This is a genomic window from Clostridium sp. UBA7339 (assembly GCF_002470865.1).
Lineage (GTDB): Bacteria > Bacillota > Clostridia > Clostridiales > Clostridiaceae > Clostridium_J > Clostridium_J sulfidigenes.
The window spans coordinates 120,080-142,471 of sequence record NZ_DKPI01000012.1; the positions used below are offsets into that span (position 1 = coordinate 120,080).

A 22,392-nucleotide genomic window follows, 5' to 3' on the forward strand; every position below is an offset into this window, starting at 1 on the left:
CAGGATTTTGATATTGAAAGCTTGTTTCATTTACTTATTGTAAACTAAAGATAGTTTAAGAGGAAGATGTTAAAAAATTCATTGAAAAGACAGGTGTTTGTACTATTTGTGAAGGGTGCAAAAGTGAGCTTGAGCAAATTCTTTCTTCTGTTTGTGGATGCAAGGGTGTTTCACTTAAAACTGTAGTTGGTGCTGTTAAAAATGGTGCTAATACTGTAGAAAAAGTTGGTGAAATTACAGGAACAGGTACGGGATAAGGTTGCGTAAGATGTAAGGTACTTATTGCAAATATAATTGAACTTGGTAGACAAGTTAAATTTAATAATGGGTAGCTAGAAGTTGTTCGTCGATTAGTTAAAGAAAATTGACGAACAATTTTTTTATTAGAATACCTAATTACAATAAATGAATAACCTATTATTAGCCATGTTATTAACCTAGATATATCTAAAAATCTTAGTGATTATTTACATAGAGCTGGAAAAGTTGGAAGAGCGAGAGAAATAGGGGAAGTATTTTCTTTAATCGATAATAGAGAAAAAAATATAGTAAGATGCATGAAAAGAGCTTTAAAATTAATATTAAAGAAAAACATCTTTATAAAGGCAATGTAGAAGAATAATATGAACTTTGTATGAACCTGTCGCAGACAGCCAAATTAAAGATTAATAATTTAAAAACTCCTGTGGGAGTTTTTTCTTTATAGGCTATTATATTGACACCAATACTACTGCGTGATACTATATACTAGTAATAAGTAGTACTGAGTACTGGTTATACAGAATAGCAAGGAGGAGTTACAGTGGAGAATCTTACAGAAATGCTCAAAGGTGTGCTGGAAGGCTGTGTTCTTGAAATCATCAGACACAAGGAAACCTACGGGTACGAGATCACGCGGCGACTGAACGCTCTCGGTTTTTCGGACATTGTGGATGGGACGGTATATACCATCTTGGTGCGGCTTGAGAAAAACGGATTAGTGGAAATTACGAAAAAGCCATCCGATATGGGGCCGCCGCGAAAGTTTTTCGCACTCAACGACGCGGGGCGCAAGGAACTACAGAAGTTCTGGGAAAAATGGGAGTTTGTATCATTGAAAATTAATGAATTAAAGGAGGGGAAATGATGAATTTTTGGGAGAAAATTACGGGAAGCGATATAACTAAAGAATTGAAAACTTTTGAATTGCGAGCCCAAAAGCTACCGGATGACTATCAAACAGCATGGGAAAAAATTAATGCTAATCTTTGGACACACTCAGATTTCACAGGTCGCAACCTCATGACAATTCTTGACGGTGTGCTTGGCCTGCTCGAAGAAACTGCTGCAGACGGTCAGAGTGTACAAGAGGTTTTGGGTGACGATATCAAAGGCTTCTGTTCAGCGCTGGTCGGCGAAGAAGGGGCAAAGTCTTTTCGTGACAAGTGGCGCAAGCAACTCAACAATAATATCACTAAAAAATTAGGTAAATAGGAGGATACAATGAGAATACAAGATATCATCGAAGGCAAAAAAGAGTGGCGAGCGCACGTGGCGCGTGTCAAAGTGCTCCCAAAAGATTATCAGATTGTTTATAAAGAGATTCAAAAATATCTCTTTAAGGTTGGTCCTGTTGAACTAACCAACGGTATAGGTTTGCTCTCGGGGATTATCGATCTTTTTGAAGAGGGAGCAGTCTTGGGGAAAGGCGTACTCGAAGTGACGGGTAGTGACATAGCAGCTTTTTGTGACGAGCTAATCAAAGATTCAAAAACTTACGCTGACATCTATCAAGAATCTGTTGATCAAGAAGTTAACAAGGCCATGAAAAAGGTTACGGATAAAACAAAGTAAAAGGGAGATATCTGGATTGAAAACTTCCAATTATTTTGTCCCAGGTGCAGTTACTCACCTATAGGGTTAGATTACACAAAAGGTTATTATGTCAATAACCTTTTGTGTAATTGTATAGATATTATGTTCTCACGCACGTTGAGTGTGTAGTGTTAATGTTAAGAAATTAAAGTGCGAAAAGCTATAAAACACTATGTCCTATAAGATATGAAAAATAAAAGTAAATCTGTTCACCCCCAATATACCCTGGATATACGTTCATGGGAACTATCGGGGGTAAAAGTTTAAGTGAAAAATGGGCTTAGTATTATCTTCAGGTGTTTTGGCTATAATTCTATTTACTTGGTGCAATACCTTTAATGAACAATTCTGTCCATTGGGCCGTATAAGGGAGAATCTTTGGGTAGATGTGAGGACTTGAGATACCTTCAACAAGGGCTTGAAAATAAGTCAAAAGAAATTCATCTGAATATTTCAGATCAACCTTGCCTTCTTTACGTCCACGGTGGAATAAATCCAGCATGATACTGTAGCTTTCTTTGACATATTGTTGCATCATCAAGGATAAACCGTCGTCCCCCTTTTTGGTTACAAAATCCATCAAATCCAAATAGAACTGCTTGTCGATTTTTTCTAAATAATTAATTTTGTTCTGACTCATGGCAATGAGTGTTTCTTCGAAAGGATTATTTTCCGCCATAATTTCTCTGGCTGTATTTCCTATCTTATCTAAAAAATGCCTAAAAACCTCGTGGATAAGATTTTCTTTACTACCAAAATACTTAAAAATTGAAGTTTTACCCACATTGGCGTTTTTAGCAATCTCATCCATAGTTAAATTTTCTATGCCGGTGTAGTTGCTCATCAAATCAAGAGTTGCTTCTAAAACTTGATTTTTTTTATGCTGTGTCCTTTTCTCATAACCATTCATTCAATAACCTTCTTTCTATCGAGTATGACTAAACAATATTTAAAAAGCTTATGATTATCGTTTTCTTTTTATATTATATAGTAAACGTTTTGGATTATCAAATGAATAATAGTCCAAAATGTAGTGGTTTTTATTGACATAGCGGATAAAAAGATCTATAATGGAACTTATAAATGAACTTTAGTTTAAAACATAGTTAAAAAATATAGTATATGGACTTTTATCGACAATATAGTTCATATTATGCTCTGTATTTTGAACTTTGGTTTAAACCGGAAAGCACGTTATAAGACTATTTCAAAATATTCTAAGAAGGAGTTTTATTATGAAAGAAATTGTAAAAGTGCAAGGGTTGCAGAAAAGATTCGGTAAATTTAAAGCATTGCATGATGTGAACTTCACGGTAAATGGAGGGGAAGTTGTAGGGTTTATTGGGCCAAATGGCGCGGGTAAATCAACAACGCTTCGTATTTTACTGGGAATTATAAAACGTGATGCTGGGGATGTGAAAATCTTTGGTAAAGATGTATGGAAGGATAGCCTTGAGATTCATAAGCGCATTTCATATGTTCCGGGAGATGTGGCTCTTTGGGGTAGCTTAACAGGTGGAGAAATTATTGATTTATTTATAAACCTACATGGCGGTGGGGATAAGAATAAACGTGACTATTTGATTAAGCGTTTTGAATTAGATCCTAAGAAAAAGGCAAAAGGCTATTCAAAAGGGAATCGACAAAAAGTCGGATTGATTGCGGCATTGTCAGTGGACTCCGATTTGTATATTCTTGATGAACCTACTTCTGGTCTTGATCCTTTGATGGAAGCCGTTTTCCAAGAGGAAATTGAAAACATTAAGCATGCAGGAAAAGCAATTTTACTATCCTCACATATTTTAAGTGAAGTAGAACGTTTAGCAGACAAGGTGGTAATTATACGTCAAGGAAAAGTCGTTGAGACTGGGACATTGGATGAATTGCGTCACTTGACTCGTTCTACGGTTACTTTGATGACGGAAGGGAATGTGGCTGAGATGGCATCAGTTAAAGGTGTTCATGACTTCAAGCAAAAAGGTACCCAAGCTACCTTCTCTGCAGATAATGAATATATCAATGATATTTTGTCAAAAGCATCAAAATTAGGTGTTAAGAAGTTTGAATCTGTGCCACCTACCCTTGAAGACTTATTCATGCGTCATTACGAAGTCTAGAGTCGGAACGGAGGAAATTATTATGAATGAAAAATTTGCGCGTTGGGGTGTATTATTTAAGCTATATCTGAAACGTGATTGGAAAAAAATTATTGTCTGGATTTTGGGTCTGGGCTTATTTTCAGGTGGTTTTGTTCCAGCTTTCGAAGAAATCGGTAAGGGGCAAGGTTTGATGGGAATGTATGAAACCCTCAAAAATCCTGCCATGATTTCCATGGTTGGTCCGACACCAGTAAAGTCGGCAGCGGATTATACGTTAGGAGCTATGTATACCCATGAAATGCTGTTATTCTGTGGTTTGTTTGCGATGATCATGGCTGCTTTACATGTTGTCAGCCATACTCGTAAGGAAGAAGATCATGGGCTTACTGAATTAGTACGCTCCTTCCAGGTAGGTCGTCAAGCTAATTCTTTTGCTGTGATTACCGAAATAGTACTTATCAATGTTTTATTAGCAATTTTTATTAGCGTGGTTATGACTAGCTTTGGTGCAGATACGATTACTGCCAAAGGATCATTCTTGTTTGGTGCATCGATAGGGATGGCTGGTATCATTGGTGGGGTTGTTGCATTAGTTATGGCACAAATTATGCCAATCTCTTCCGGTGCAACCGGTTCGTCTCTTGGAATTCTTGGATTACTCTATATTTTACGTGCTGGTACCGATGTGTCAAATGTTGATCTCTCAATGTTTAATCCTATGGGATGGACTTATCTGACATATCCCTTTACTAAAAACAATTGGGTTCCTCTGATTCTTGCAGTAGTCTTTTGTATCATTGCAGTGATCGTTGCTTTTGTCCTTGAAGGCGGACGTGATATGGGAGCTGGTTACTTACCTGTAAGAGAGGGACGGGAGTCAGCGAAAAAATCATTGCTGTCTGTACCTGGTTTGTACATCAAGATTAACAAAGGTGTAATGATTAGCTGGTTAGTTGCTTTCGTAATCATGGGGGCAGCCTACGGTTCGATTTATGGAGATATGCAAACCTTTCTAAGCAGCAATGAAGTGATGAAGCAAATGTTTACTCTAGCAGATGTTTCGTTAGAAGAATCATTTACTGGGACCATTATGATGGTAATGATTGGATTGGTTTCTGTTTTACCAATAGCCATTGTTAATAAACTTTACTCGGAAGAAGTAAGACTACATTTGAGTCAGCTTTATGCTACAAAAGTGACTCGTGCTCAGCTCTATTGGGTAAGTGTCATTTTGGCAGTGGTTACTGGAGTAGTTGGGATTTTGCTGGCTGCAGGCAGTCTTGGTGGTACAGCAATTTTTGCAATGGGAGATGGCTCAACTATGAATTTGCAACAATTTATAATCGCAGGGTATAACTTTCTGCCTTCTGTTTTGTTCTTTATCGGGCTTGCAGCTTTGGTTTTAGGTTGGGTACCAAAACTAGGTAAAGCTATTTATATGTATCTTGGCTATTCCTTTGCACTAAACTACTTTGGCGGAATATTAAATTTACCGAAATGGTTTTCAAAAACAGCCGTGCAAAGTTGGATTCCACGAATGCCGGTAGATCAGTTTGATGGAGTAATCTTTATTACTATGACTTTGATTAGTATTGCATTGATGATATTAGGGTATATTGGATATCACACACGGGATATGGTTGAAGGAGCTTAACACTTAATGTTGTTCTGAATACTCTCAAAAAAATAAAATGATAATTGTGTAATGGTATTAATCAGTAGAACCTCATACTCCCCTACACCTTATGGGGTATATCTTTATACAAAATCAATATTAATGTGTATTAGTATCATATTTCTATCAAAACACATGTGGAAACTTATGAAGTTGTTAATCATAGAAAGGCATATGGCTATGTGAAAAAGTGTATTGAGGAGATAAAGCTACTTGATGAAACTATTGTGAAAGATATTCATGAAATACTAACTGCTGGTATAATTCAAGGTGGAATTTATAGAAATCAAGAGGTCAGAATTAGTGGAGCAGGTCATGTTCCTCCAGCAGGAAATGATATGTATTTTCAAATTAAGAACTTCTTTACAGATCTTCAATATAAACAAGATATGAATCCAATTGAGCTAGCAGCATGGACACATGCAGAATTTGTAAGAATTCACCCTTTTATTGATGGTAATGGAAGAACATCACGTCTTATAATGAATTATCAGCTAATGATACATGGATTTTTACCTATTTCAATTGCAAAGGAAGATCGTCTTAATTACTATAATGCTCTTGAGGAATATGCAGTAAATGGAAACTTAGATTTGTTTGTAGATTTAATTGGAGATTTAGAAGAAACACAGCTTGATACGTACATTAAATTAATAAGAGAGTAAGTGTTTAAAAGATGATTTAATGTAAGTTTGGTTGAGTAGACTGAGATAGAAGTTGTAATTGAATAGATATTAAGGTTTGACCGCTAACTGAGTAATTTAATATTCTTAGTTAGCGGTCTTTTTAGCTTTTTAAGATCTAGTGGTTTCACCGCTTACTCTATAATGTCTATAGAATCATCTATTCTTACATATAATTCTTTAGGCATTCTTATATAAAAATCAGATGGCAGGTTATTCTCGTTTTGAGTATTGAGTGCATCATAAGGTCTAATTAATGGAGATGATCTAAGGTTTTCGAAAGAGCCTTGAAGATTTAATATGCCATAGCCCCATTGTGGATTAGGATATATATCACCAGACCTTTTACTAGTACCCCTTGTGAAATAAGAAATAGCTGTAGGGCCATATATGTTAGGGTCATTTCCAAGGATGATTCCCCATTCTAGCAGAAGAAGTGTGGCTCCGCACAGTACAGCACCAGCTACAGAGCCGCCGGAAAGTAAGATAGTTTCATTATTTAGTCCTGTAGTTAAAGCCATAACTCCACCTGTAGTTAAGTTAGGTTTTACTCTATTATCCGCAGTAAAGCCTCGACCTGATTCTGCAGCTATAGTATTATTATTTTGATTATAGAAAGAGGTAGTTATAGATTTTTGGGCATTAGCTGGTGCTTGAAGTGTGATGTATGGGTTAGGATTTATTACTCTAGTAGTTAATTGTATAAGTGGTCTTTGAGGCAACCACAGATTATATACTCCATTAACTATATAATCTCCTTTAAGTCTTAATTGCCAAAGTCCAGCTTTGGCATTTTTAATAGTTATATATATAGATTCATTTCCACTAGCAAATTCAGGGTTAAAAAAAGCGATGTTAATTATACTATTTTCAAGAATTAAATTAACTTGCTCAAACTTACTAGAAACAAGTCCAGATTGTATAGGCTTTGCAATCTCACCACTAGGAGAAATTATTTCAATAGATATTACATCAGGTCTTTGAACCCAGAACATGAGAACTAAATTATTTTCATTAGAACCTACAATAATCTCCAAGTTTTGAATTGTATTACTTTTTAGAAATCTACCATAACCATGTGTTAAGCTAGCTCCTTGATTACCAGTGTTAGTTACGAAGATAAGTCCCTTTCTTGTTGAAAAAAAGTTAATATCTTCTTCTATGGATGTAATACCTTCATGTCCACCCCAATTTGTTCCTGCAGAGATCAGAATACTCATAGGTTTTGTCGAAGGTGATGGATTGTAATTTATTACAAACCTCATTGCAATATAAATATCAATACCTTCAAAAATCGGTGTGCTTCTTCTATCATTGATTCCCGCTAATTTAAGATTACTAGTTTTAAATTCCTTAAGTTTTACAATTAAAAATTCACATTCAGGAGCACTGCCTATAACATTATTTAACCCTCTCGCACCAACTAAACCAGCTACATTTGTACCATGTCCTAACTCATCTCTTGAAGGAACTATATCATAAGGATTCCCACCTTGATTTGATACTTGAATAGCTCTATTAATTTCATTTTGGCTATAAACAGTGCCAAAAAATGCTATAGGGTCATCATTATTATTACTTTCAATAGTTTGATCCCATATACCTATAATTCTTGTAGTTCCATCAGGGTTTTGAAATTGAGGATTTAAATAATCTATACCCGTATCTATAATTGCAGCTACTGTACCTTTCCCTGTAAGATTTAAATAGGTTTCTCCGTGAAATTGGGTTATATTAGCAGCTTCTACTGGTTCTATAGCTGACAAGGTGTAAGGAAAACTAAAATCTATGTTAAGTATATTATTAAATCTATTTATGAAGTCAGTATAATTAGCAGTTCTCACAGAAGCAATGTAGGCACCCTCAGATACTTTAACAGCGCATACGTATTCTAGTTCTTTAACCAGGGTATTAAAGTCTCCTGTATACTTAATGAATAAAGTTACATAATCTTCGCTAATGTAGGCCTCTCTACACAGATTAATTTCTCTGGATGTACTTAGAGTATTCATTTATAAAATTACAACTCCCCCAAATATCTATCTATTCATATTATTCAATGAGACTTAAAGTAGTTACAAATTAAATAAATATAGAGTTAATATAAGATTATTGAATAAAAATTTAACTATAGCAGAAGATAGTAATGCTACACTCATAGGTTATAAAAATATAAGGAAGTAACAAGATATATTTTTATGTAGTATAGACCTTTAAAACTAAATTTTATAAAGAGATATAAGGAGGTATTTTTAAATGACAGATCATACAGGACACGTTAAGGTTGAAAACAAATGGGGGACTCCTATCGCATCAATTTTTTTAAGACATAGGAGAGGTAATGAAGAAAGTAAGGAAGAATCTACTACTTTTATTAACATACCTAATAATGAAAAGACTGAAAATATGGACTTTACATATACAACCGGAGCTGCTTCTCCATTTGATTATTGGTGGATTAAATTTGTTACCTCAGCAGGAGTTACATTTACATGCAAGGATAACTTCTATTGCTCTGTTGATAGTGATGATAATGGTTATGTTACTATAAAATTAAATGGTGATGATGAACAAATGTATGTTAACTTCTCACATTCAAGTGGATGCAAGTGTTCTTTAAAAAAGGAATAAAGGGTGTGGAAACTCAATGAAAATAAATTCAGATATAAAAGAAAAAGAATCTACTTTATCAAGTAATATATCCGCTGTAACAGTAGAGGATGTGGTTAGATGTTGTTTCAGTTCTCCACCTAGCTATGATATTTATAGTGGTGCGCCACACTTTATTTATGTGAACGGAGATTTTAATGATATCACTTTTCATTATAATGCTTATCAAAAAGCTCATAATGATATGTATTCTATAAGTAATTGTTATGATGAGGCTGCTTACCTTCAGTGTAATTTGAAGCAATATGGTTATAACTCAAAATATTGTTTTATGAATCCTTTTGGATATATAAATGAAACAAATTTAAAAGGAAGAGGAATGTGTAATAATCCGTTTTATGGGAGTACTGGTGATGCTAAAATTCTAAATTCTAATGACCCTAGGAGAACATCCTTTGGAAATCATGCTTTTTGCTATATAGAATCAAGCAAAAACATAGGAGATTGCTGTGCTGGTCCACATACTGGAAATGAAGATGTTAATAAATATATTCTAAAGTCAATTGATCAAACAAAAGCACATGGAGATACAAGAAATATAGCCTATTATGATGGTGTAAAAAGATTAGGCTACAATACGGGAATAGATGAGATTACTGATTTACAGTTTACTAGAGAGTTTTCAGAAAAAATAGGATATGTTCATAAGGGAAATAATGAAATGTTAGATAAATTTGTTGTTTGTGAATGGCCTAATCCATGTGAGTATCCATACTTAAAGGAACAAAATTGGAAATTGGATTATGAAGACTTGTTACCTGGATCAGATGAGGTAGTTAAGCTATGGAAAATAAGTAATGACAAAGAGAACATAATGGTTAGAGTTTTTGTTTCAAGTAAAGATAATAATATATCTTTAAATAGATTTCTATCATTAGGTTCAGTTACAGAATTATGTGAAAATCCTTTTGAAAAAGGACCAGAATTTTTAGGACAATATTCTGCTATGTTTAAAACTAAATATTACTCTACATATTTATGGGTAGTTAATAATGTTGTATTTGATGTTAGAGCTTATAACTTAACATGGGATGTTGAAGAATTTCTTAAATGGTTAATGTCACTTGCATTAAATAATATAAAGGATAGCATTGATGAATATAGGCCTATTGTGGACACATTAGATATATCAAATATAAGTGAAAAGAATTTTATAGATGACAATCTAAATGACCATATATTGAAATACTTTATTGTAAAAGATAAAACATTGATGATGGCACATAAAGAAGAAAAATCTATAGAAATTGTTGAAGATAAGAACTTAGATAATGAAGTTCTATATATAGCTGTTAATGAAAAAACATTACTAGCTAATGGTAAAAATATTTCTATGAAGATGAATTAATATTTTACTACTTAGTTATTTCAATAGAAATATTGGTTAAATAAGATAATTTAAGTTAAATGCGATAGCTCAATAAAAATGAGTTACCGCATTTTGTTTATATATGGTTTTATGCCTACTTTTAAGTATCCAAGTTTTGAAAAACTTTGCCAGTTTACTTATATAAGCAAGCAGGTTTTCCCATTGTGCAAGTATACTGAGAAAGCTCACTTAAGATAAATTTCTGATTAGCCTAAGGTTTCTTTGTCTCTCTTTAAGGGAGTTATTGTTTTACTTTTCAGCAGCGTCTGCATCAGCTTTAGTTATATGAACTGTATCACGTGGATGCTGAGGTGGAGCATAAATAGAGTACAATTTAATTGGTGTATTACCTGTATTGATTAGATTATGCCATTTACCAGCTGGTATGATGAAGGCAAAATCATCATAGACCTCTTTTTGAAAATCTAAGTTATCTTTTCTGTCGCCCATTTTAACAAGTCCTTCACCTTCTTCAATACGTATGAATTGATCAAGATTAGGGTGAATCTCTAAACCTATTTCTCCTCCAATAGGGATACTCATCAAGGTAAGTTGCAAATGAGTTCCAGTCCATAAAGCAGTACGGAAAGTATCATTTTGCTTAGTAGCCTCATCAATATTTACTACAAAGGGTTCTGGTCCATAATCCTTCAATTCAATAAAACTATTAGTATATTCAGATCTTAAAAAATTAAATCTTGATTCATAATCAATTTCATCAGTATAAGGGATATATTCATTAGGATACATATTTTTATTCCTTTCATAGAACTATAACATTATAGTATTCTCCAAGTTTGGAAAATGTGCTTGATTCACAGGAATACTATGCAACAAGGTCATAGCACTAAAATTAGAAAGTTCATGAATTTCTGATTATGTATATTTTCTATTAGTTGTATTTTTTTCTTGTCATAATTTACTTCTCATTAATATATCTCTTGTACGAGAATATCGTTACTTTTTCTCTACTACAACTATTTTACTATCTGAGGAGAGTATACTTTGATTAACAAATTTTAAAACTAAATTTGTCATATATGCTTAGTATTTCTTGGATATAAGCATAAACTTTAGGAAATAATAAGGCTACAAAGTATGAATGGTTAAGAAAGGATTGTAGTATGTCTAATAAAATACGTTATTTTATAGTTAGTTATATGAATTATTCATGTTTCTGAAAATATAGAGATATTAAAAAAATTAGAAGATTATTTACGAAAGAATGAGGAGTGGATTAAAAAATATCAATTAAAATTCTATGTAAGAGATAGGTGGTTATTATGAATACACAATATGTCCAAGGAGATTGTATATTTACAAGAATTAACAAAACGATAAAACAGTATGAGTATTTAACAGAGGATATAGAGACAGAAGTAATAATAATAGGTGGAGGAGTCACAGGGGCAATTTTAGGATACTATTTTAGTAAAAGTAATATTAATTGTGTTATTTTAGAGAAATCAAGAATAGGTCACGGCAGTACTAGTATAACAACCTCATTACTTGAATATGAGCTTGATAGTAATGCTATGGAGCTAAAGGCATATACGAGTATGGAGAATATAATAAAATCATATAAGTTAGGACTAAAGGCATTGGATGAAATTCAAGAGTTTATAGATAGATATGGTAATAGGTGTGATTATAAAAGAGTAGATAGTTTTTTATATACAGCTAAGAAATTAGAAAAGAAGGAGATGGAAGAAGAGTATTATATTAGAAAAGAGGCTGGATTACCCGTAGAATTTATTGATGAAGATAATAATCCTTTTTTATTTGATGTAAAGGCAGGTGTATTAGGTAAAGGTGGAGGAGCTGTATTTGATCCCTATAAATTTACTCATCATCTAATTGAGGTCAGTTGTAAAGAGGGATTAAGAGCATATGAAAACACAGAGGTTATAGATGCTAAATATAGTAATGATAGTGTTACCGTAGAAACTGTATACGGTTATAAAGTTAAAGGGAAAATTGTTATTATAGCTACAGGGTATAATACAGAACTTTTCACTAAAAGGACATTTGGAACTAAGACTACTACATTTAATATTGCAACTAGGCCAATAGATAACATTGAGGAAATTTATAAAGACATAGTTATTAGAGATAACAGAGTTCCTTATAATTACTTTAGAACAACTAGAGATAACAGGTTAATAATTGGAGGAGAGGATATAAACTTTATACCAGATATATATAATGAAAAGTTATGTAGTAAAAGTTATGAAATATTAGAACAAAGAGTAAAAAGCTTATTTCCAAAATTAAATATAGATATAGAATATAAATATTGTGGAGCATTTGCATCTACTCAAGATAATTTGGGTTTTATAGGTGAAGAGCCTACTAATTCTAAATTATGGTATTGTTTGGGTTATGGGGCGAATGGAATATTATTTGCTATGCTAGGTGGAATGATGTTAAGTAAATTATATTCTGGAGAAGTAGATAAAGATCTGAACCTGTTTAAAGTAGATAGATTTGAACATTAAAATTTGTGCAACCCTATTGATGCAGAACTTGTAATAGGCGTTGCACAAACTATTTCTATGAAAGAAAAGAATGTATTATTGCCTGTTTGTATTATTCCAGCTGTTGTAATAAATATGTTGTGAGATATCCTTTGGCGGATAATGTTCATCATCTTCATTGGTTTCACCAATTGGAGTCATTGCAACTACTTTGAATTTTTCAGGAATATCTAAAATCTTACGCACTGCTTCTTCCTCGAAAGAACCTACCCAGCAAGTTCCATAACCTTCATTTGTTGCTGCCAATACCAGATGTTCCATAGCAATACCGCAATCCAACATAAAATATGATTTATTATCAACATCACCACTTTCCGATGGGTCTGCAACTATAACAGCAATGATTGGCGCTTGTTTAAGTGCATTTGATGTTTTGTCAGTTTTGTTTATAATTGTATTGGAGATTTGCTCTCTTAAATTTTGTTCATTGATAAAAATAAATCGATAACAAGTTTTATTTTTCCATGAAGGTGCCATTAAAGCAGCATTGATAATTTTATCTAATTTTTCTGTGGGTATAGGAGTTGACTTGTAGCTCTTATTGCTTGTTCTGTTTTCAATTACTTTATAAAAGTCCATTATTATTCACCTTCCTTATTACAATAATTTTAAATTTACAAAATGATAATCTAAAGCTCGAATTTATGAAAAGAGCCGTCCTTATGTATTTTAGTATGTGTGAATATGTACTTTTTATACTTTAAGTAAAACTATAAATAATAAAAGAACTACAGATAGTATTTAGGTTATTGAAAAAAATGGTATAACTTATGTAGCTAAAATTATAATATGTTGATAAATAATGCTAGGCAGAATTGTCCTTAGCAGTTAGATTAGAAATTTTAGACGCTGATATAAATTTAAGATGGAATTTATCTTAGTACTATTTTAAATCTCACTCGTAAAAATAAACACAAAAAATAAAATATCATATTGACACTACTACTGCGTGATACTACATAGTGGTAGTAAGTAATACAAAATATCAGTAATACTAGATAGTTAAGAGGTGATTTATTTGGAAAATATTACGGGAAACAACATGACTAAAGAAATGAAAATTTTTGAATCGAGAGCTAAAAAGCTACCGGCTAATTATCAAGAGGCATGGGAAAAAATAAGGTTAATCTTTGGCAACACTCGGATTTCACTGGTCGCAACCTAATGCCAATTCTTGACGGTGTGCTTGGCCTGCTCGAAGAAACGGATGTGGACGGTCGGAGTGTAAAAGATGTTCTGGGTGACGACATCAAAGGCAAAAAAGAGTGGCGGGTGCACGTAGCGCGTGTTAAAGCGCTACCGAAAGATTTTCAGATTGTTTATAAAGAGATTCAAAAATATCTTTTTAAGGTTGGACCTGTTGAGTTAACCGACGGGATAGATTTACTCTCCGGGATTATTGATCTTTTTGAAGAGGGTGTGGCCTTTGGGAAAGGCATCATCGAAGTGACGGGCAGTGACGTAGCGGCTTTCTGCGACAATTTAATCAAAGATTCAAAAACCTACGCTGACATCTATAAAGAATCTGTTGACCAAGAAGTTAACAAGGTCATGAAAAAGGTTACGGATAAAACAAAGTAAAAGAGAGATATGGGTTACCCTTGCTTGATGTATAGCGATAATAGTTGTATTTTATATCTTTGCCATGAGAATATATATAAAATTATAATTTAACTTTGTATTAAGTATAGTTCTTACTCATAGGGATAGATTAATCTAAAAGAGTATTATATTAATAACCTTTTGTATAATTGTATAAGAATAATGTGGTAACACATGTTGAAAGTGTTGTTAAGCTGACTATACAAATTACGAATTAAAGTTGTTTTAATATTAATAAAAATATGATTTGCCACCATAAGTTTTGTATGAAATGTATATAGATTATTTTAGATGTAGGGAATTTGATGAGATATTTAAGATTATGACTAAAAATGCAGGTCAGATTCAATACGTAAGTATATTATCTAGCCTGCAAGTGATCATGTAAATTATACACATAAGATATAAAAAGGAAACTTCATGTAATAGATTTAATAGATTAAAGAAATTTATTTAAGTTCTAATTTACATTTAGTTAACAGTCTTGTTTTGGATTATCTACAGTAACGGATGATAGTCTTGCAGCGAAAACGCCAATATTACCTGTAATAGCACCTTCATCACCTTGACCGACTGTAACTATTACAGTATAGGTGCAACATTCATTTAAACATGAATCGCAATCACATAAAAAGAATGTGAACGTCCTAGCAATAAGAGATGGCGTCGCTACTGTAAAAGAAAATGGTCCTCCTATTGGGAGTGGCTGTTGATTATCACAGAATTTAAATAATTGAAATATTAAGGTTCCGGAAAAACCTACTCCAATTAGATTGCTTGTAAATTCAAGTTTTGTACATGGATTACAGAATTTAGAAGTATATATGGTGAGAGTAGCAACAGTAGCGGTAGTTCCTACTAGTGAGCCAGGTAGTACTACTTGACCAGGTTCGCCGCATTTTAAATCAACTGGACATTGGGAGTCACAGTTACAACTTTGAGTATAATTTAAATCAACTTCTGACATTGGATTCATAGATTATTTCCTCCTAGTATATTGAAAAATATTAATAATACAACTTAGAATTAATGTGAATTTTTTAAGAGTAGGCTGATTTAGTATTTATTAGAAAATTCTTATAATACAGGATATCAAATAAATGAATAATAGTGATTATTTTTTATGAATATTTGCTTTTAGTAAGCGAATTGAGTTAAATATGTTCTTTGAAAATTAAATAGTACAGTCTAAGAGGATTTTTTATGGAGGTATATAAATATGCAAAAGTAGTGAGTATTTTCGAAGGAAAATAATATAACCTGCGGTGCTTGTAAAGATTGTTAGGGGCAAGCTCTTGATACTTGTTATGATTTATTCCAAAATGTAAGCTCTTGTTTTATAGTTAAGTTTCATAATTTATTTTAGTTAATAAGTCTTCATTATAAGATAATATTACTTACTAAATTCATATTTTAAAGATGCAATTTATATTATCTTAAAAATATCACATAGTCAATAGATATTTAGAAGAAATGTGAAATATAACCAATGTTGAAGCTGATAAATTCATGGAGTAGTTCAGCATACTTTTATCATTTGAAATTAAATTACTTAATCTATATAATCGCTCTTATAATGAATCAAGGCAAAATACAGGGGGTATTAAACAATTATGAAAAATGATTTTACAAGAGTATTATTAGAAAATTGTTTAAATATAGAGGATTTAGATATTAATCTTAATAAGCTAAACTTTCAGTTTTCATCAAATCCTTTATTGATAGGTGGAAAAGCTAAGGAATATTATAAGATAAGAGAATCAGGTAAAGACATTGATTTTGTCATAACACAAGAAGATTATGAATTACTATCATTTAAGTATCCTAATAATGTAAAGGAAATATACGATGACTTTGGAGTTTGTAAATATGAATTTGAAATGTGGAAAAGTATTTGATTGTTTGATTATAAGTTTCTTTCAGAGGACGCAATTGAAAAAGATGAATTTTTAATAATATCATTTGAAAAATTAATGTTTTTAAACGTTTTAGCAATGAGACAACCTAAATACTTAAAGGATTTAAAATTAGTAAGAGATAGGATAGCTGAAATAAATACTTTATTGCATGACTTCTATTGATAATAAAACTAATTTTATTAGGTCATAATTTCATAAATAACATTCATTGTTATTTAATAGTAAAAACGCTTACTTTTAATCGTAAGCCTTTTTTAAGAATAATAATATTTTTTACAACCACCCATGCAAGGGCTCCCAAAGAATCCGAGCGGTAATATATCAACTACCCTGAATGTAATAGGGTAGTTGATAGGATAGATTTTAAATTTTTTAGTTTTTATCTCTTCCGAACAGGAATCCAAACTTCACTATAAGCATAATCTTTTTTGTCTCTATCCATTTTAGTAAAAGAAAATGTAGGGGCATTAATTACTGCATAATCGGATGATAGAAGCCATTCAGAGTATACTTTTGCCATTGTATTTTGTAGAGTCGATGGAAATGGACCTTCGTTTGGGAAGATTGCCCAAGTATATGCATCTACAGGCACTTTTTCTAATTGATCACTCACTTGATTTGTAGTTGTTAAAACACCTATCAAGTGAGTTAAATCTCCTTCTTCTTTTAAGAAATTAGCGTCAGCCTCATAAGAAGCATTGACTATTTCATAGGGCTCAATGTTTTGAAGAGAATGCATTTCTTTCCTTTGTTCTTCAGTGATGCTTTGTGCAAGCTTCACAATTTCATTATTAACACCTTCAAATTGCATAGGGATTCTTTTGCTTACACCTACTAAATTAAATGCGGGTTTGTCTTCAATTCTAAATTCCATATTAATTCCTCCTTTAACTGTTATAATAAATGAAAGTTTAGGGAAAGTTTTACTGATACCATTTTTCATAACTTCTGAGGGTAAAAAACCACACCATTTTTTAAAGGCTCGAGTAAAACCATCTATTGATTGATAACCGTATTTTAAAGCAACATCAGTAACTTTTTCTCCATGTAATAAATTCATACTAGCTTCAGATAATTTTCGATTTTTAATATATTCACTAAGCGTCATCTCTGAAAGATAAAAGAAAATTTTCCTAAAATGATAATCAGAAACACCAGCATAAATAGAAATTATTTCAAGAGATAGGTCATCAGTTAAATGATCTTCAATGTAATCAATTACTTTATTTAAATCTTTTAACATTATCTTCTCACCTTCCATATCTACATAATATCAAAGCTGCTTTTTTCATGCTCGACTTTTTTTACATAAAAAATATCGAATTGGACCTATATCAATAACTAAGTCATAGAAACATGCACTATCATAAGGGTTGATTTTACTGATAAAGGAATGAATATTTTTTTATCTGCTATCATTTGTTGAAATTGACTATAAATATATTGATTCCCAAGATCAATGAGAAGTATTATACATTTGTATTAGGTACAGCATATTTATGAATCAAGTAACTTTATACCCAATTAGCACCTTGTCATCGGCATAAATCACAGTTTACTGTTAGATTGAAAAATTACTAAATATTACCTTTATATAAAAATTGTATTGATATTGGAAAAATAATGAATTAATATTTTACTATAGCTTAATTTAATATGAAGTCGAAGGGAGTGTTATTATGACAGCAGTATTTGAGGTGGTTTTGAACTAATTAAATATAGAGCAAAAGGGTTTTTAAAATGGATGAAGATGCCATTTATTCATGTTGCCTTTTGCTGATGTTATGAGTATAACCGTTCGGCCTAAATAATTTTGGTGGTTAACGCGATGCAGGTTATCGTGTTTTTTTTATGCCTATAAATTTATTATCCCGCAGGAGGTCTATTCTCTTTGCGGGATTTTTGTATCCTTTTTTAGAAGACGGATCAAACTAATTTGTTCTAACACTTATAATAATGTTTTATATTATGGAATTAAAATAAATGAAGGTTCAATAAAGCCGTGATATTGTAATAATTTACGAATTAGGCTTAGTGATATAAGTTATTGTGATGAAAGGAAGATTTTATGAATTTAGAAAAATTAGGTTGGAATAATTATTTTGAAGAAGAATTTAGAGTGTATTTTAATAAAGGTCTTATTGCTGGAAGAATAGTTTCACAGCAGAAAAATAACTATTTACTACATTATGAAAAAGGTATAATAGCTGCAAAGCTTGCAGGTAAATTTAGATATAATGTAGCATACAGTAAAGACTTGCCAGCAATTGGTGATTGGGTAGCTGTTCAGTTAATAGAAGGCAGCACCAAAGGAATAATTCAAGGTGTTTTGCCTAGAAAGAATTGTTTTGCAAGAAAACAACCTATATCTGGTGGAAGAAAGATTAGAAATGGAATAATAGTAGGAGGGCACATTGAGGAGCAGGTTGTAGCTTCAAATATAGATACAGCTTTCATTGTAAGTGGGCTTGATGGAAACTTTAATATCACAAGAATAGAAAGATATATTACATTAGCATATAACAGTGGAGTAAATCCAGTAATCATTCTAAATAAAGCAGATGCATGTAATAAAATTGATGAATATAAAACAAAAGTAAATGATATTGCAATAGGAATACCTATTTACTGCATTAGTGCTATAAGTAATATAGGCATGGAGGTTTTTAAGGAGTACCTATCATATGGTAAAACAGTAGTATTCTTTGGTTCTTCAGGAGTAGGAAAATCAACTATTATTAATTATTTACTTGGAGAAGAAAAACAGAAAACAGGCTCTGTTAGTTCAGCTAATGGAAAAGGTAGACATACAACAACTAGCAAGGAACTATTTTATCATGATTCTGGTGCAATGATAATTGATACTCCAGGGCTTAGAGAGCTTCAGCTTTGGGGTGATCAAAATGGAGTTGAAGAGAGTTTTAAGGATGTAGCTAGGTTATCAGAAAATTGCAAGTTTAAGAATTGCAACCATGATAAAGAGCCAGGCTGTGCAATGAAACAAGCTATAGAAGATGGTATCATAAGTCAAGAAAGATTTGAAAGTTATATGAAGCAGTTAGGTGAGATAAAAAGGTTAAGTAAAGAAAAAGGGCAATATGAAATATTTAAAAGTAGGAAAAGTAAGAGGGGATGTATGTAGTATGGTAGTAGAACTTAATAGAGCTGATTTTAATAAGGTTACGGATTTATTTATAGATTTAGAATATAATTTATCAATTTTCAGTGTTATAAATAAAATCAATCCAGGCAGGATTTTTGTTAACAATGTGGACAATCCAACAACAGCATTAATAATAAGTCCCGAGGGTATGTATTTCGCAGGAAATGCAAAAGATGATGACTTTAATTGTGAGTTAAATAATGTATTGAAAGATGATATTTTTAAAAAAGCATTAGAAAAAAGTAAGGTAGATTATATAGTTTTTTATTCTTCAAAGGAATGGAAAAATTCATTTAAAGATATATTTAATTCTCTATATCCAATGGAGGATGATAGAAGATACCTAGAACTAGAAATAGATAAATTTCATAATGTGGAAGTATCGGAAAAGGTAAAAAAATAGATAGAAAAATGTTGCTAGATAGTAATTTGAAAGAAATTGATGATGTAAGAGAAAGTATAATTGAAAACTGGTCTTCCATTGATAATTTTTTAGAAAAGGGATTTGGGTATGTATATATAATTGATGGTGGTGTTGTAAGCAGATGTATAGCTGACTGTGTAGTTGAAGAGAGATGTGAACTAGGAGTAGAAACATAAGAGGATTATAGAAAAAAAGGATATTGCACACAAGTGGTTATTGCTGCTTTAAATCATTGTAAAAATAACAATATAAAAAATGTAGGTTGGCACTGTTGGGATAATAATATTCAATCCTATAAATTAGCTGAAAAAGTTGGATTCCAGCAAAAAAAGAATATTAAAGTATATTTTGGGTGGTATGATTTATACGATAATTATTTAATAAATGGTAATTATTATATCAAGAAAATGTTAATTACAAGCTTTCAGCTGAATTTTATACTAGAGCCTTTGAAAATAACCGTGGGTTTCTATGGCAATTTTATAACGCAGCATGTGCTTACTTTAAAATCAATAAGAGGGAAGAAGCTAAAAGATATTATCAGATTGCCTTGAAAAATGGATGGAAAGGCATTGAGCCATTAAAATCAAGTCCACTATGTGAATATCTCTATGATTTAGAGGATAGCAAAAGGATTGAAGCAGAATTAAAAATGTAGGAGACTATTTTGAGTATTGCATTTGCTCTTTATATGATTTAGAATGGTGTGGAAAATGAAGAAGCTAATTGAGCAATAAAGTTTGTTGCATGTCCCTTCCCTCTGATAGTTTAATGGAGCTTTCTTGAGAATATTAACATGTTTTATAAATATTTAAAGTATAATTTTATTAAAAGGAAATTAAGTGGGGGTATGATTTATGAAATCGCTGATAATATATTGTTCTGATTATAAAAAAAACACTGAAGAAATTGCACGGATATTGGCTGACAAAATCGATTCGGAGTTAATTAATATAAGAGATGTTAGTGATTTAGACATAGAAAGTTATGATCTGATTGGATTTGGTTCTGGGGTATACAGGGAGAGTTTCTCACCAAAGCTTTTTAATTTGGTTGATAAGTTGAATTTAGCAGGTAAAAATGTTTTTGTATTTTCAACCAGTGGAGTTGGGATGAAGTTCTATAATAAAAGGTTAATTAAACTTTTAGAGTCAAAAGGAGCAATAAACAGGGGGAGCTTTGCCTGTAAAGGTAGCTTTATAGCAAAGGATTTTACTAACAAAAAGCTTTTTAATATTATGGGCAGATTATCACAAGGGCATCCCAATCAAAGAGATTTTAAAGAAGCAGAAAGATTTATTGTAAGGGTATTGGATTCACTTTAAACTTATGGGTATTAACTCAGGGTGTTAATCTTCTTACCTAAGAACAAAAGAATATTTATATGTATTATAGTTGAGTAAAAGCAGAAGATATTTATTATAGAAGGGAGAAACATCAATGAATATTAATTTTTCAATAGAAGAATCAGTAAAAAAACGATACAGCGTAAGAAATTATAAAGAACAAGAGGTTGAACTAGATAAAAGAAAGGCAATTGAATCCTTTGTTAATTCATTGGATAATCCTTTTGGGAAAAAAGTTAACTTTCATTATCTTGACAATAGGGAAATGAAGGATGAAGATAAGCTTGGAACTTACGGTGTTATTAAGGGGGCAATGCAATATATTGGAACAACTATTAAATTAGAACCAATGGCATTAGAAGCCCTAGGATATGAACTAGAAGCAGTTATTCTTTATTTAGCTCATCTTGAACTTGGGACCTGTTGGTTAGGGGGAACCTTTAATCGTAAAGGATTTGCAAAGGCTATGAATATAGAAGAAGATGAAATATTTCCAATCATAACTCCCTATGGTTATGCTGCTACAAAGAAGCATATGAAAGAAATTGTAATGAGAAAAATGATAAAAGCAGATCAGCGTAAAGAATGGAATCAATTGTTTTATATAAATGATTTTCAGACAACTCTTACAAAAGAAAAAGCAGGAGATCTAGAGGTACCTTTGGAAATGGTTCGCTTAGGCCCATCAGCATCAAATAAGCAGCCTTGGAGAATTCTAATAAAGGATAATGCATGCCACTTTTATGAGTATAAACAGCCGGGATATAGTGACAGTTTTCCATATGATATTCAAAGGGTGGATATGGGAATTGCTGCAGCTCACTTTGATTTTTCAGTTAAAGAAAAGGGGCTCATAGGTTATTTTGATACAGAATGTGAACCAGAATTAGAATTGCCAGACCATATGGAATATGTGTTTTCTTGGATTAGAGAATAGGATAAGATATTATGTAATTTATTTATGTTTAAACTCCCCTTGGACTACGGTCTGAGGGGAGTTTTTTATAGGGTATACAAAAATGCAAAAGTATTAATTGGTATTTATGGTGTA

At 31.9% G+C, this 22,392-nt stretch carries 22 protein-coding genes and 3 pseudogenes; 19 read left to right on the top strand and 6 right to left on the bottom strand.

The window, feature by feature from the left end:
• The first annotated feature begins 137 nt into the window (after positions 1-137).
• The 5 genes from B2S02_RS12390 (at position 138) to B2S02_RS12405 (ending at position 1,833) form a co-directional block, all read left to right on the top strand.
• Entirely contained in the window at positions 138-257 is a 120-nt protein-coding gene (locus tag B2S02_RS12390) for a (2Fe-2S)-binding protein (protein WP_346920924.1), read from the top strand.
• Positions 258-443: 186 nt separating this feature from the next.
• Positions 444-614 (top strand): hypothetical protein, encoded by a 171-nt coding sequence (locus tag B2S02_RS18260; protein WP_414632896.1) that lies wholly within the window; start codon positions 444-446, stop codon positions 612-614.
• Between the two features lie 188 nt (positions 615-802).
• On the top strand, positions 803-1,126 hold the full coding sequence (locus B2S02_RS12395; RefSeq protein WP_346877078.1) for a PadR family transcriptional regulator: 324 nt from the start codon (positions 803-805) through the stop codon (positions 1,124-1,126).
• A complete protein-coding gene (locus B2S02_RS12400) occupies positions 1,126-1,473 on the top strand; it encodes a DUF1048 domain-containing protein (RefSeq protein ID WP_346879279.1) in 348 nt (115 codons plus the stop codon). The genes B2S02_RS12395 and B2S02_RS12400 overlap by 1 nt, the downstream gene beginning before the upstream one ends.
• A 9-nt stretch (positions 1,474-1,482) precedes the next feature.
• Positions 1,483-1,833 (top strand): DUF1048 domain-containing protein, encoded by a 351-nt coding sequence (locus B2S02_RS12405; protein ID WP_312061154.1) that lies wholly within the window; start codon positions 1,483-1,485, stop codon positions 1,831-1,833.
• Between the two features lie 334 nt (positions 1,834-2,167).
• Here B2S02_RS12405 and B2S02_RS12410 read toward each other — a convergent pair whose 3' ends face one another.
• On the bottom strand, positions 2,168-2,764 hold the full coding sequence (locus tag B2S02_RS12410) for a TetR/AcrR family transcriptional regulator (RefSeq protein WP_346879278.1): 597 nt from the start codon (positions 2,762-2,764) through the stop codon (positions 2,168-2,170).
• 325 nt (positions 2,765-3,089) lie between these two features.
• Between B2S02_RS12410 and B2S02_RS12415 the strand changes: the two genes are divergently transcribed.
• The 3 genes from B2S02_RS12415 to B2S02_RS12425 all read left to right on the top strand — a co-directional run bounded on the left by B2S02_RS12415 (position 3,090) and on the right by B2S02_RS12425 (position 6,293).
• Entirely contained in the window at positions 3,090-3,971 is an 882-nt protein-coding gene (locus tag B2S02_RS12415; protein WP_346879277.1) for an ABC transporter ATP-binding protein, read from the top strand.
• A gap of 22 nt (positions 3,972-3,993) precedes the next feature.
• Entirely contained in the window at positions 3,994-5,607 is a 1,614-nt protein-coding gene (locus B2S02_RS12420) for a tetronasin resistance protein (protein WP_346879276.1), read from the top strand.
• Between the two features lie 158 nt (positions 5,608-5,765).
• Positions 5,766-6,293, top strand: a complete 528-nt coding sequence (locus tag B2S02_RS12425) for a Fic family protein (RefSeq protein ID WP_346920813.1) — start codon at positions 5,766-5,768, stop codon at positions 6,291-6,293.
• 152 nt (positions 6,294-6,445) lie between these two features.
• Here the strand turns inward: B2S02_RS12425 and B2S02_RS12430 are convergent, their stop codons facing one another.
• Positions 6,446-8,323 carry a S8 family peptidase gene (locus B2S02_RS12430; protein ID WP_346920814.1) on the bottom strand — a complete coding sequence of 626 codons (1,878 nt, stop codon included), beginning with the start codon at positions 8,321-8,323 and terminating at the stop codon, positions 6,446-6,448.
• 244 nt (positions 8,324-8,567) lie between these two features.
• Here B2S02_RS12430 and B2S02_RS12435 point away from each other — a divergent pair, with 244 nt between their 5' ends.
• Positions 8,568-8,942 carry a hypothetical protein gene (locus tag B2S02_RS12435; protein ID WP_346846369.1) on the top strand — a complete coding sequence of 125 codons (375 nt, stop codon included), beginning with the start codon at positions 8,568-8,570 and terminating at the stop codon, positions 8,940-8,942.
• A gap of 16 nt (positions 8,943-8,958) precedes the next feature.
• On the top strand, positions 8,959-10,329 hold the full coding sequence (locus B2S02_RS12440; protein WP_346846370.1) for a hypothetical protein: 1,371 nt from the start codon (positions 8,959-8,961) through the stop codon (positions 10,327-10,329).
• 270 nt (positions 10,330-10,599) lie between these two features.
• Here the strand turns inward: B2S02_RS12440 and B2S02_RS12445 are convergent.
• A pseudogene (locus tag B2S02_RS12445) lies at positions 10,600-11,091 on the bottom strand (cupin domain-containing protein); the annotation flags it as partial.
• Positions 11,092-11,633: 542 nt separating this feature from the next.
• Here B2S02_RS12445 and B2S02_RS12450 point away from each other — a divergent pair.
• Complete coding sequence (locus B2S02_RS12450; RefSeq protein WP_346920815.1) at positions 11,634-12,848, top strand: FAD-dependent oxidoreductase; 1,215 nt, start codon at positions 11,634-11,636, stop codon at positions 12,846-12,848.
• 75 nt (positions 12,849-12,923) lie between these two features.
• Here B2S02_RS12450 and B2S02_RS12455 read toward each other — a convergent pair whose 3' ends face one another.
• Positions 12,924-13,466: a nitroreductase family protein gene (locus tag B2S02_RS12455; RefSeq protein ID WP_346877070.1), complete on the bottom strand. Its 543-nt coding sequence runs from the start codon at positions 13,464-13,466 to the stop codon at positions 12,924-12,926.
• 463 nt (positions 13,467-13,929) lie between these two features.
• On the opposite strand from B2S02_RS12455, the pseudogene B2S02_RS12460 reads away from it, so the two are divergent.
• A pseudogene (locus tag B2S02_RS12460) lies at positions 13,930-14,144 on the top strand (DUF1048 domain-containing protein); the annotation flags it as partial.
• Entirely contained in the window at positions 14,124-14,468 is a 345-nt protein-coding gene (locus B2S02_RS12465) for a DUF1048 domain-containing protein (protein ID WP_346877193.1), read from the top strand. The pseudogene B2S02_RS12460 and the gene B2S02_RS12465, both read left to right, overlap by 21 nt.
• 496 nt (positions 14,469-14,964) lie before the next feature.
• Here the strand turns inward: B2S02_RS12465 and B2S02_RS12470 are convergent, their stop codons facing one another.
• Positions 14,965-15,465: a DUF4489 domain-containing protein gene (locus tag B2S02_RS12470; protein ID WP_346920816.1), complete on the bottom strand. Its 501-nt coding sequence runs from the start codon at positions 15,463-15,465 to the stop codon at positions 14,965-14,967.
• A gap of 637 nt (positions 15,466-16,102) precedes the next feature.
• Here B2S02_RS12470 and B2S02_RS12475 point away from each other — a divergent pair.
• The gene (locus B2S02_RS12475) at positions 16,103-16,387 is read left to right on the top strand and encodes a hypothetical protein (protein ID WP_346879272.1); all 285 of its coding nucleotides are present in this window, start codon (positions 16,103-16,105) and stop codon (positions 16,385-16,387) included.
• 400 nt (positions 16,388-16,787) lie between these two features.
• Here the strand turns inward: B2S02_RS12475 and B2S02_RS12480 are convergent, their stop codons facing one another.
• Positions 16,788-17,651: an AraC family transcriptional regulator gene (locus B2S02_RS12480; protein ID WP_346920925.1), complete on the bottom strand. Its 864-nt coding sequence runs from the start codon at positions 17,649-17,651 to the stop codon at positions 16,788-16,790.
• 825 nt (positions 17,652-18,476) lie between these two features.
• Between B2S02_RS12480 and rsgA the strand changes: the two genes are divergently transcribed.
• The 5 genes and pseudogenes from rsgA to B2S02_RS12505 all read left to right on the top strand — a co-directional run bounded on the left by rsgA (position 18,477) and on the right by B2S02_RS12505 (position 22,278).
• Positions 18,477-19,550, top strand: coding sequence for a ribosome small subunit-dependent GTPase A (gene rsgA, locus B2S02_RS12485; protein WP_346920817.1), 1,074 nt, complete (start codon positions 18,477-18,479; stop codon positions 19,548-19,550).
• Positions 19,507-19,974 carry a GNAT family N-acetyltransferase gene (locus B2S02_RS12490; protein WP_346920818.1) on the top strand — a complete coding sequence of 156 codons (468 nt, stop codon included), beginning with the start codon at positions 19,507-19,509 and terminating at the stop codon, positions 19,972-19,974. Before rsgA ends, B2S02_RS12490 begins: the two co-directional genes overlap by 44 nt.
• Positions 19,975-19,982: 8 nt before the next feature.
• A pseudogene (locus tag B2S02_RS12495) lies at positions 19,983-20,549 on the top strand (GNAT family N-acetyltransferase).
• Positions 20,550-20,852: 303 nt separating this feature from the next.
• Positions 20,853-21,320, top strand: coding sequence for a flavodoxin domain-containing protein (locus tag B2S02_RS12500; protein WP_346920819.1), 468 nt, complete (start codon positions 20,853-20,855; stop codon positions 21,318-21,320).
• A 115-nt stretch (positions 21,321-21,435) separates the two neighbouring features.
• Positions 21,436-22,278: a nitroreductase family protein gene (locus B2S02_RS12505; protein WP_346846375.1), complete on the top strand. Its 843-nt coding sequence runs from the start codon at positions 21,436-21,438 to the stop codon at positions 22,276-22,278.
• Positions 22,279-22,392: the final 114 nt, after the last annotated feature.

Excerpts from the sequence above, each read along its gene's own strand:
- rsgA (WP_346920817.1), top strand. The coding sequence starts at position 18,477 with ATGAATTTAGAAAAATTAGGTTGGAATAATTATTTTGAAGAAGAATTT.
- B2S02_RS12420 (WP_346879276.1), top strand. The coding sequence starts at position 3,994 with ATGAATGAAAAATTTGCGCGTTGGGGTGTATTATTTAAGCTATATCTG.
- B2S02_RS12405 (WP_312061154.1), top strand. The coding sequence starts at position 1,483 with ATGAGAATACAAGATATCATCGAAGGCAAAAAAGAGTGGCGAGCGCAC.
- B2S02_RS12455 (WP_346877070.1), bottom strand. The coding sequence starts at position 13,466 with ATGGACTTTTATAAAGTAATTGAAAACAGAACAAGCAATAAGAGCTAC.
- B2S02_RS12430 (WP_346920814.1), bottom strand. The coding sequence starts at position 8,323 with ATGAATACTCTAAGTACATCCAGAGAAATTAATCTGTGTAGAGAGGCC.
- B2S02_RS12470 (WP_346920816.1), bottom strand. The coding sequence starts at position 15,465 with ATGAATCCAATGTCAGAAGTTGATTTAAATTATACTCAAAGTTGTAAC.
- B2S02_RS12450 (WP_346920815.1), top strand. The coding sequence starts at position 11,634 with ATGAATACACAATATGTCCAAGGAGATTGTATATTTACAAGAATTAAC.
- B2S02_RS12415 (WP_346879277.1), top strand. The coding sequence starts at position 3,090 with ATGAAAGAAATTGTAAAAGTGCAAGGGTTGCAGAAAAGATTCGGTAAA.
- B2S02_RS12440 (WP_346846370.1), top strand. The coding sequence starts at position 8,959 with ATGAAAATAAATTCAGATATAAAAGAAAAAGAATCTACTTTATCAAGT.
- B2S02_RS12435 (WP_346846369.1), top strand. The coding sequence starts at position 8,568 with ATGACAGATCATACAGGACACGTTAAGGTTGAAAACAAATGGGGGACT.
- B2S02_RS12400 (WP_346879279.1), top strand. The coding sequence starts at position 1,126 with ATGAATTTTTGGGAGAAAATTACGGGAAGCGATATAACTAAAGAATTG.
- B2S02_RS12480 (WP_346920925.1), bottom strand. The coding sequence starts at position 17,651 with ATGTTAAAAGATTTAAATAAAGTAATTGATTACATTGAAGATCATTTA.
- B2S02_RS12475 (WP_346879272.1), top strand. The coding sequence starts at position 16,103 with ATGAAAAATGATTTTACAAGAGTATTATTAGAAAATTGTTTAAATATA.
- B2S02_RS12410 (WP_346879278.1), bottom strand. The coding sequence starts at position 2,764 with ATGAATGGTTATGAGAAAAGGACACAGCATAAAAAAAATCAAGTTTTA.
- B2S02_RS12500 (WP_346920819.1), top strand. The coding sequence starts at position 20,853 with ATGAAATCGCTGATAATATATTGTTCTGATTATAAAAAAAACACTGAA.
- B2S02_RS12505 (WP_346846375.1), top strand. The coding sequence starts at position 21,436 with ATGAATATTAATTTTTCAATAGAAGAATCAGTAAAAAAACGATACAGC.
- B2S02_RS12490 (WP_346920818.1), top strand. The coding sequence starts at position 19,507 with ATGAAATATTTAAAAGTAGGAAAAGTAAGAGGGGATGTATGTAGTATG.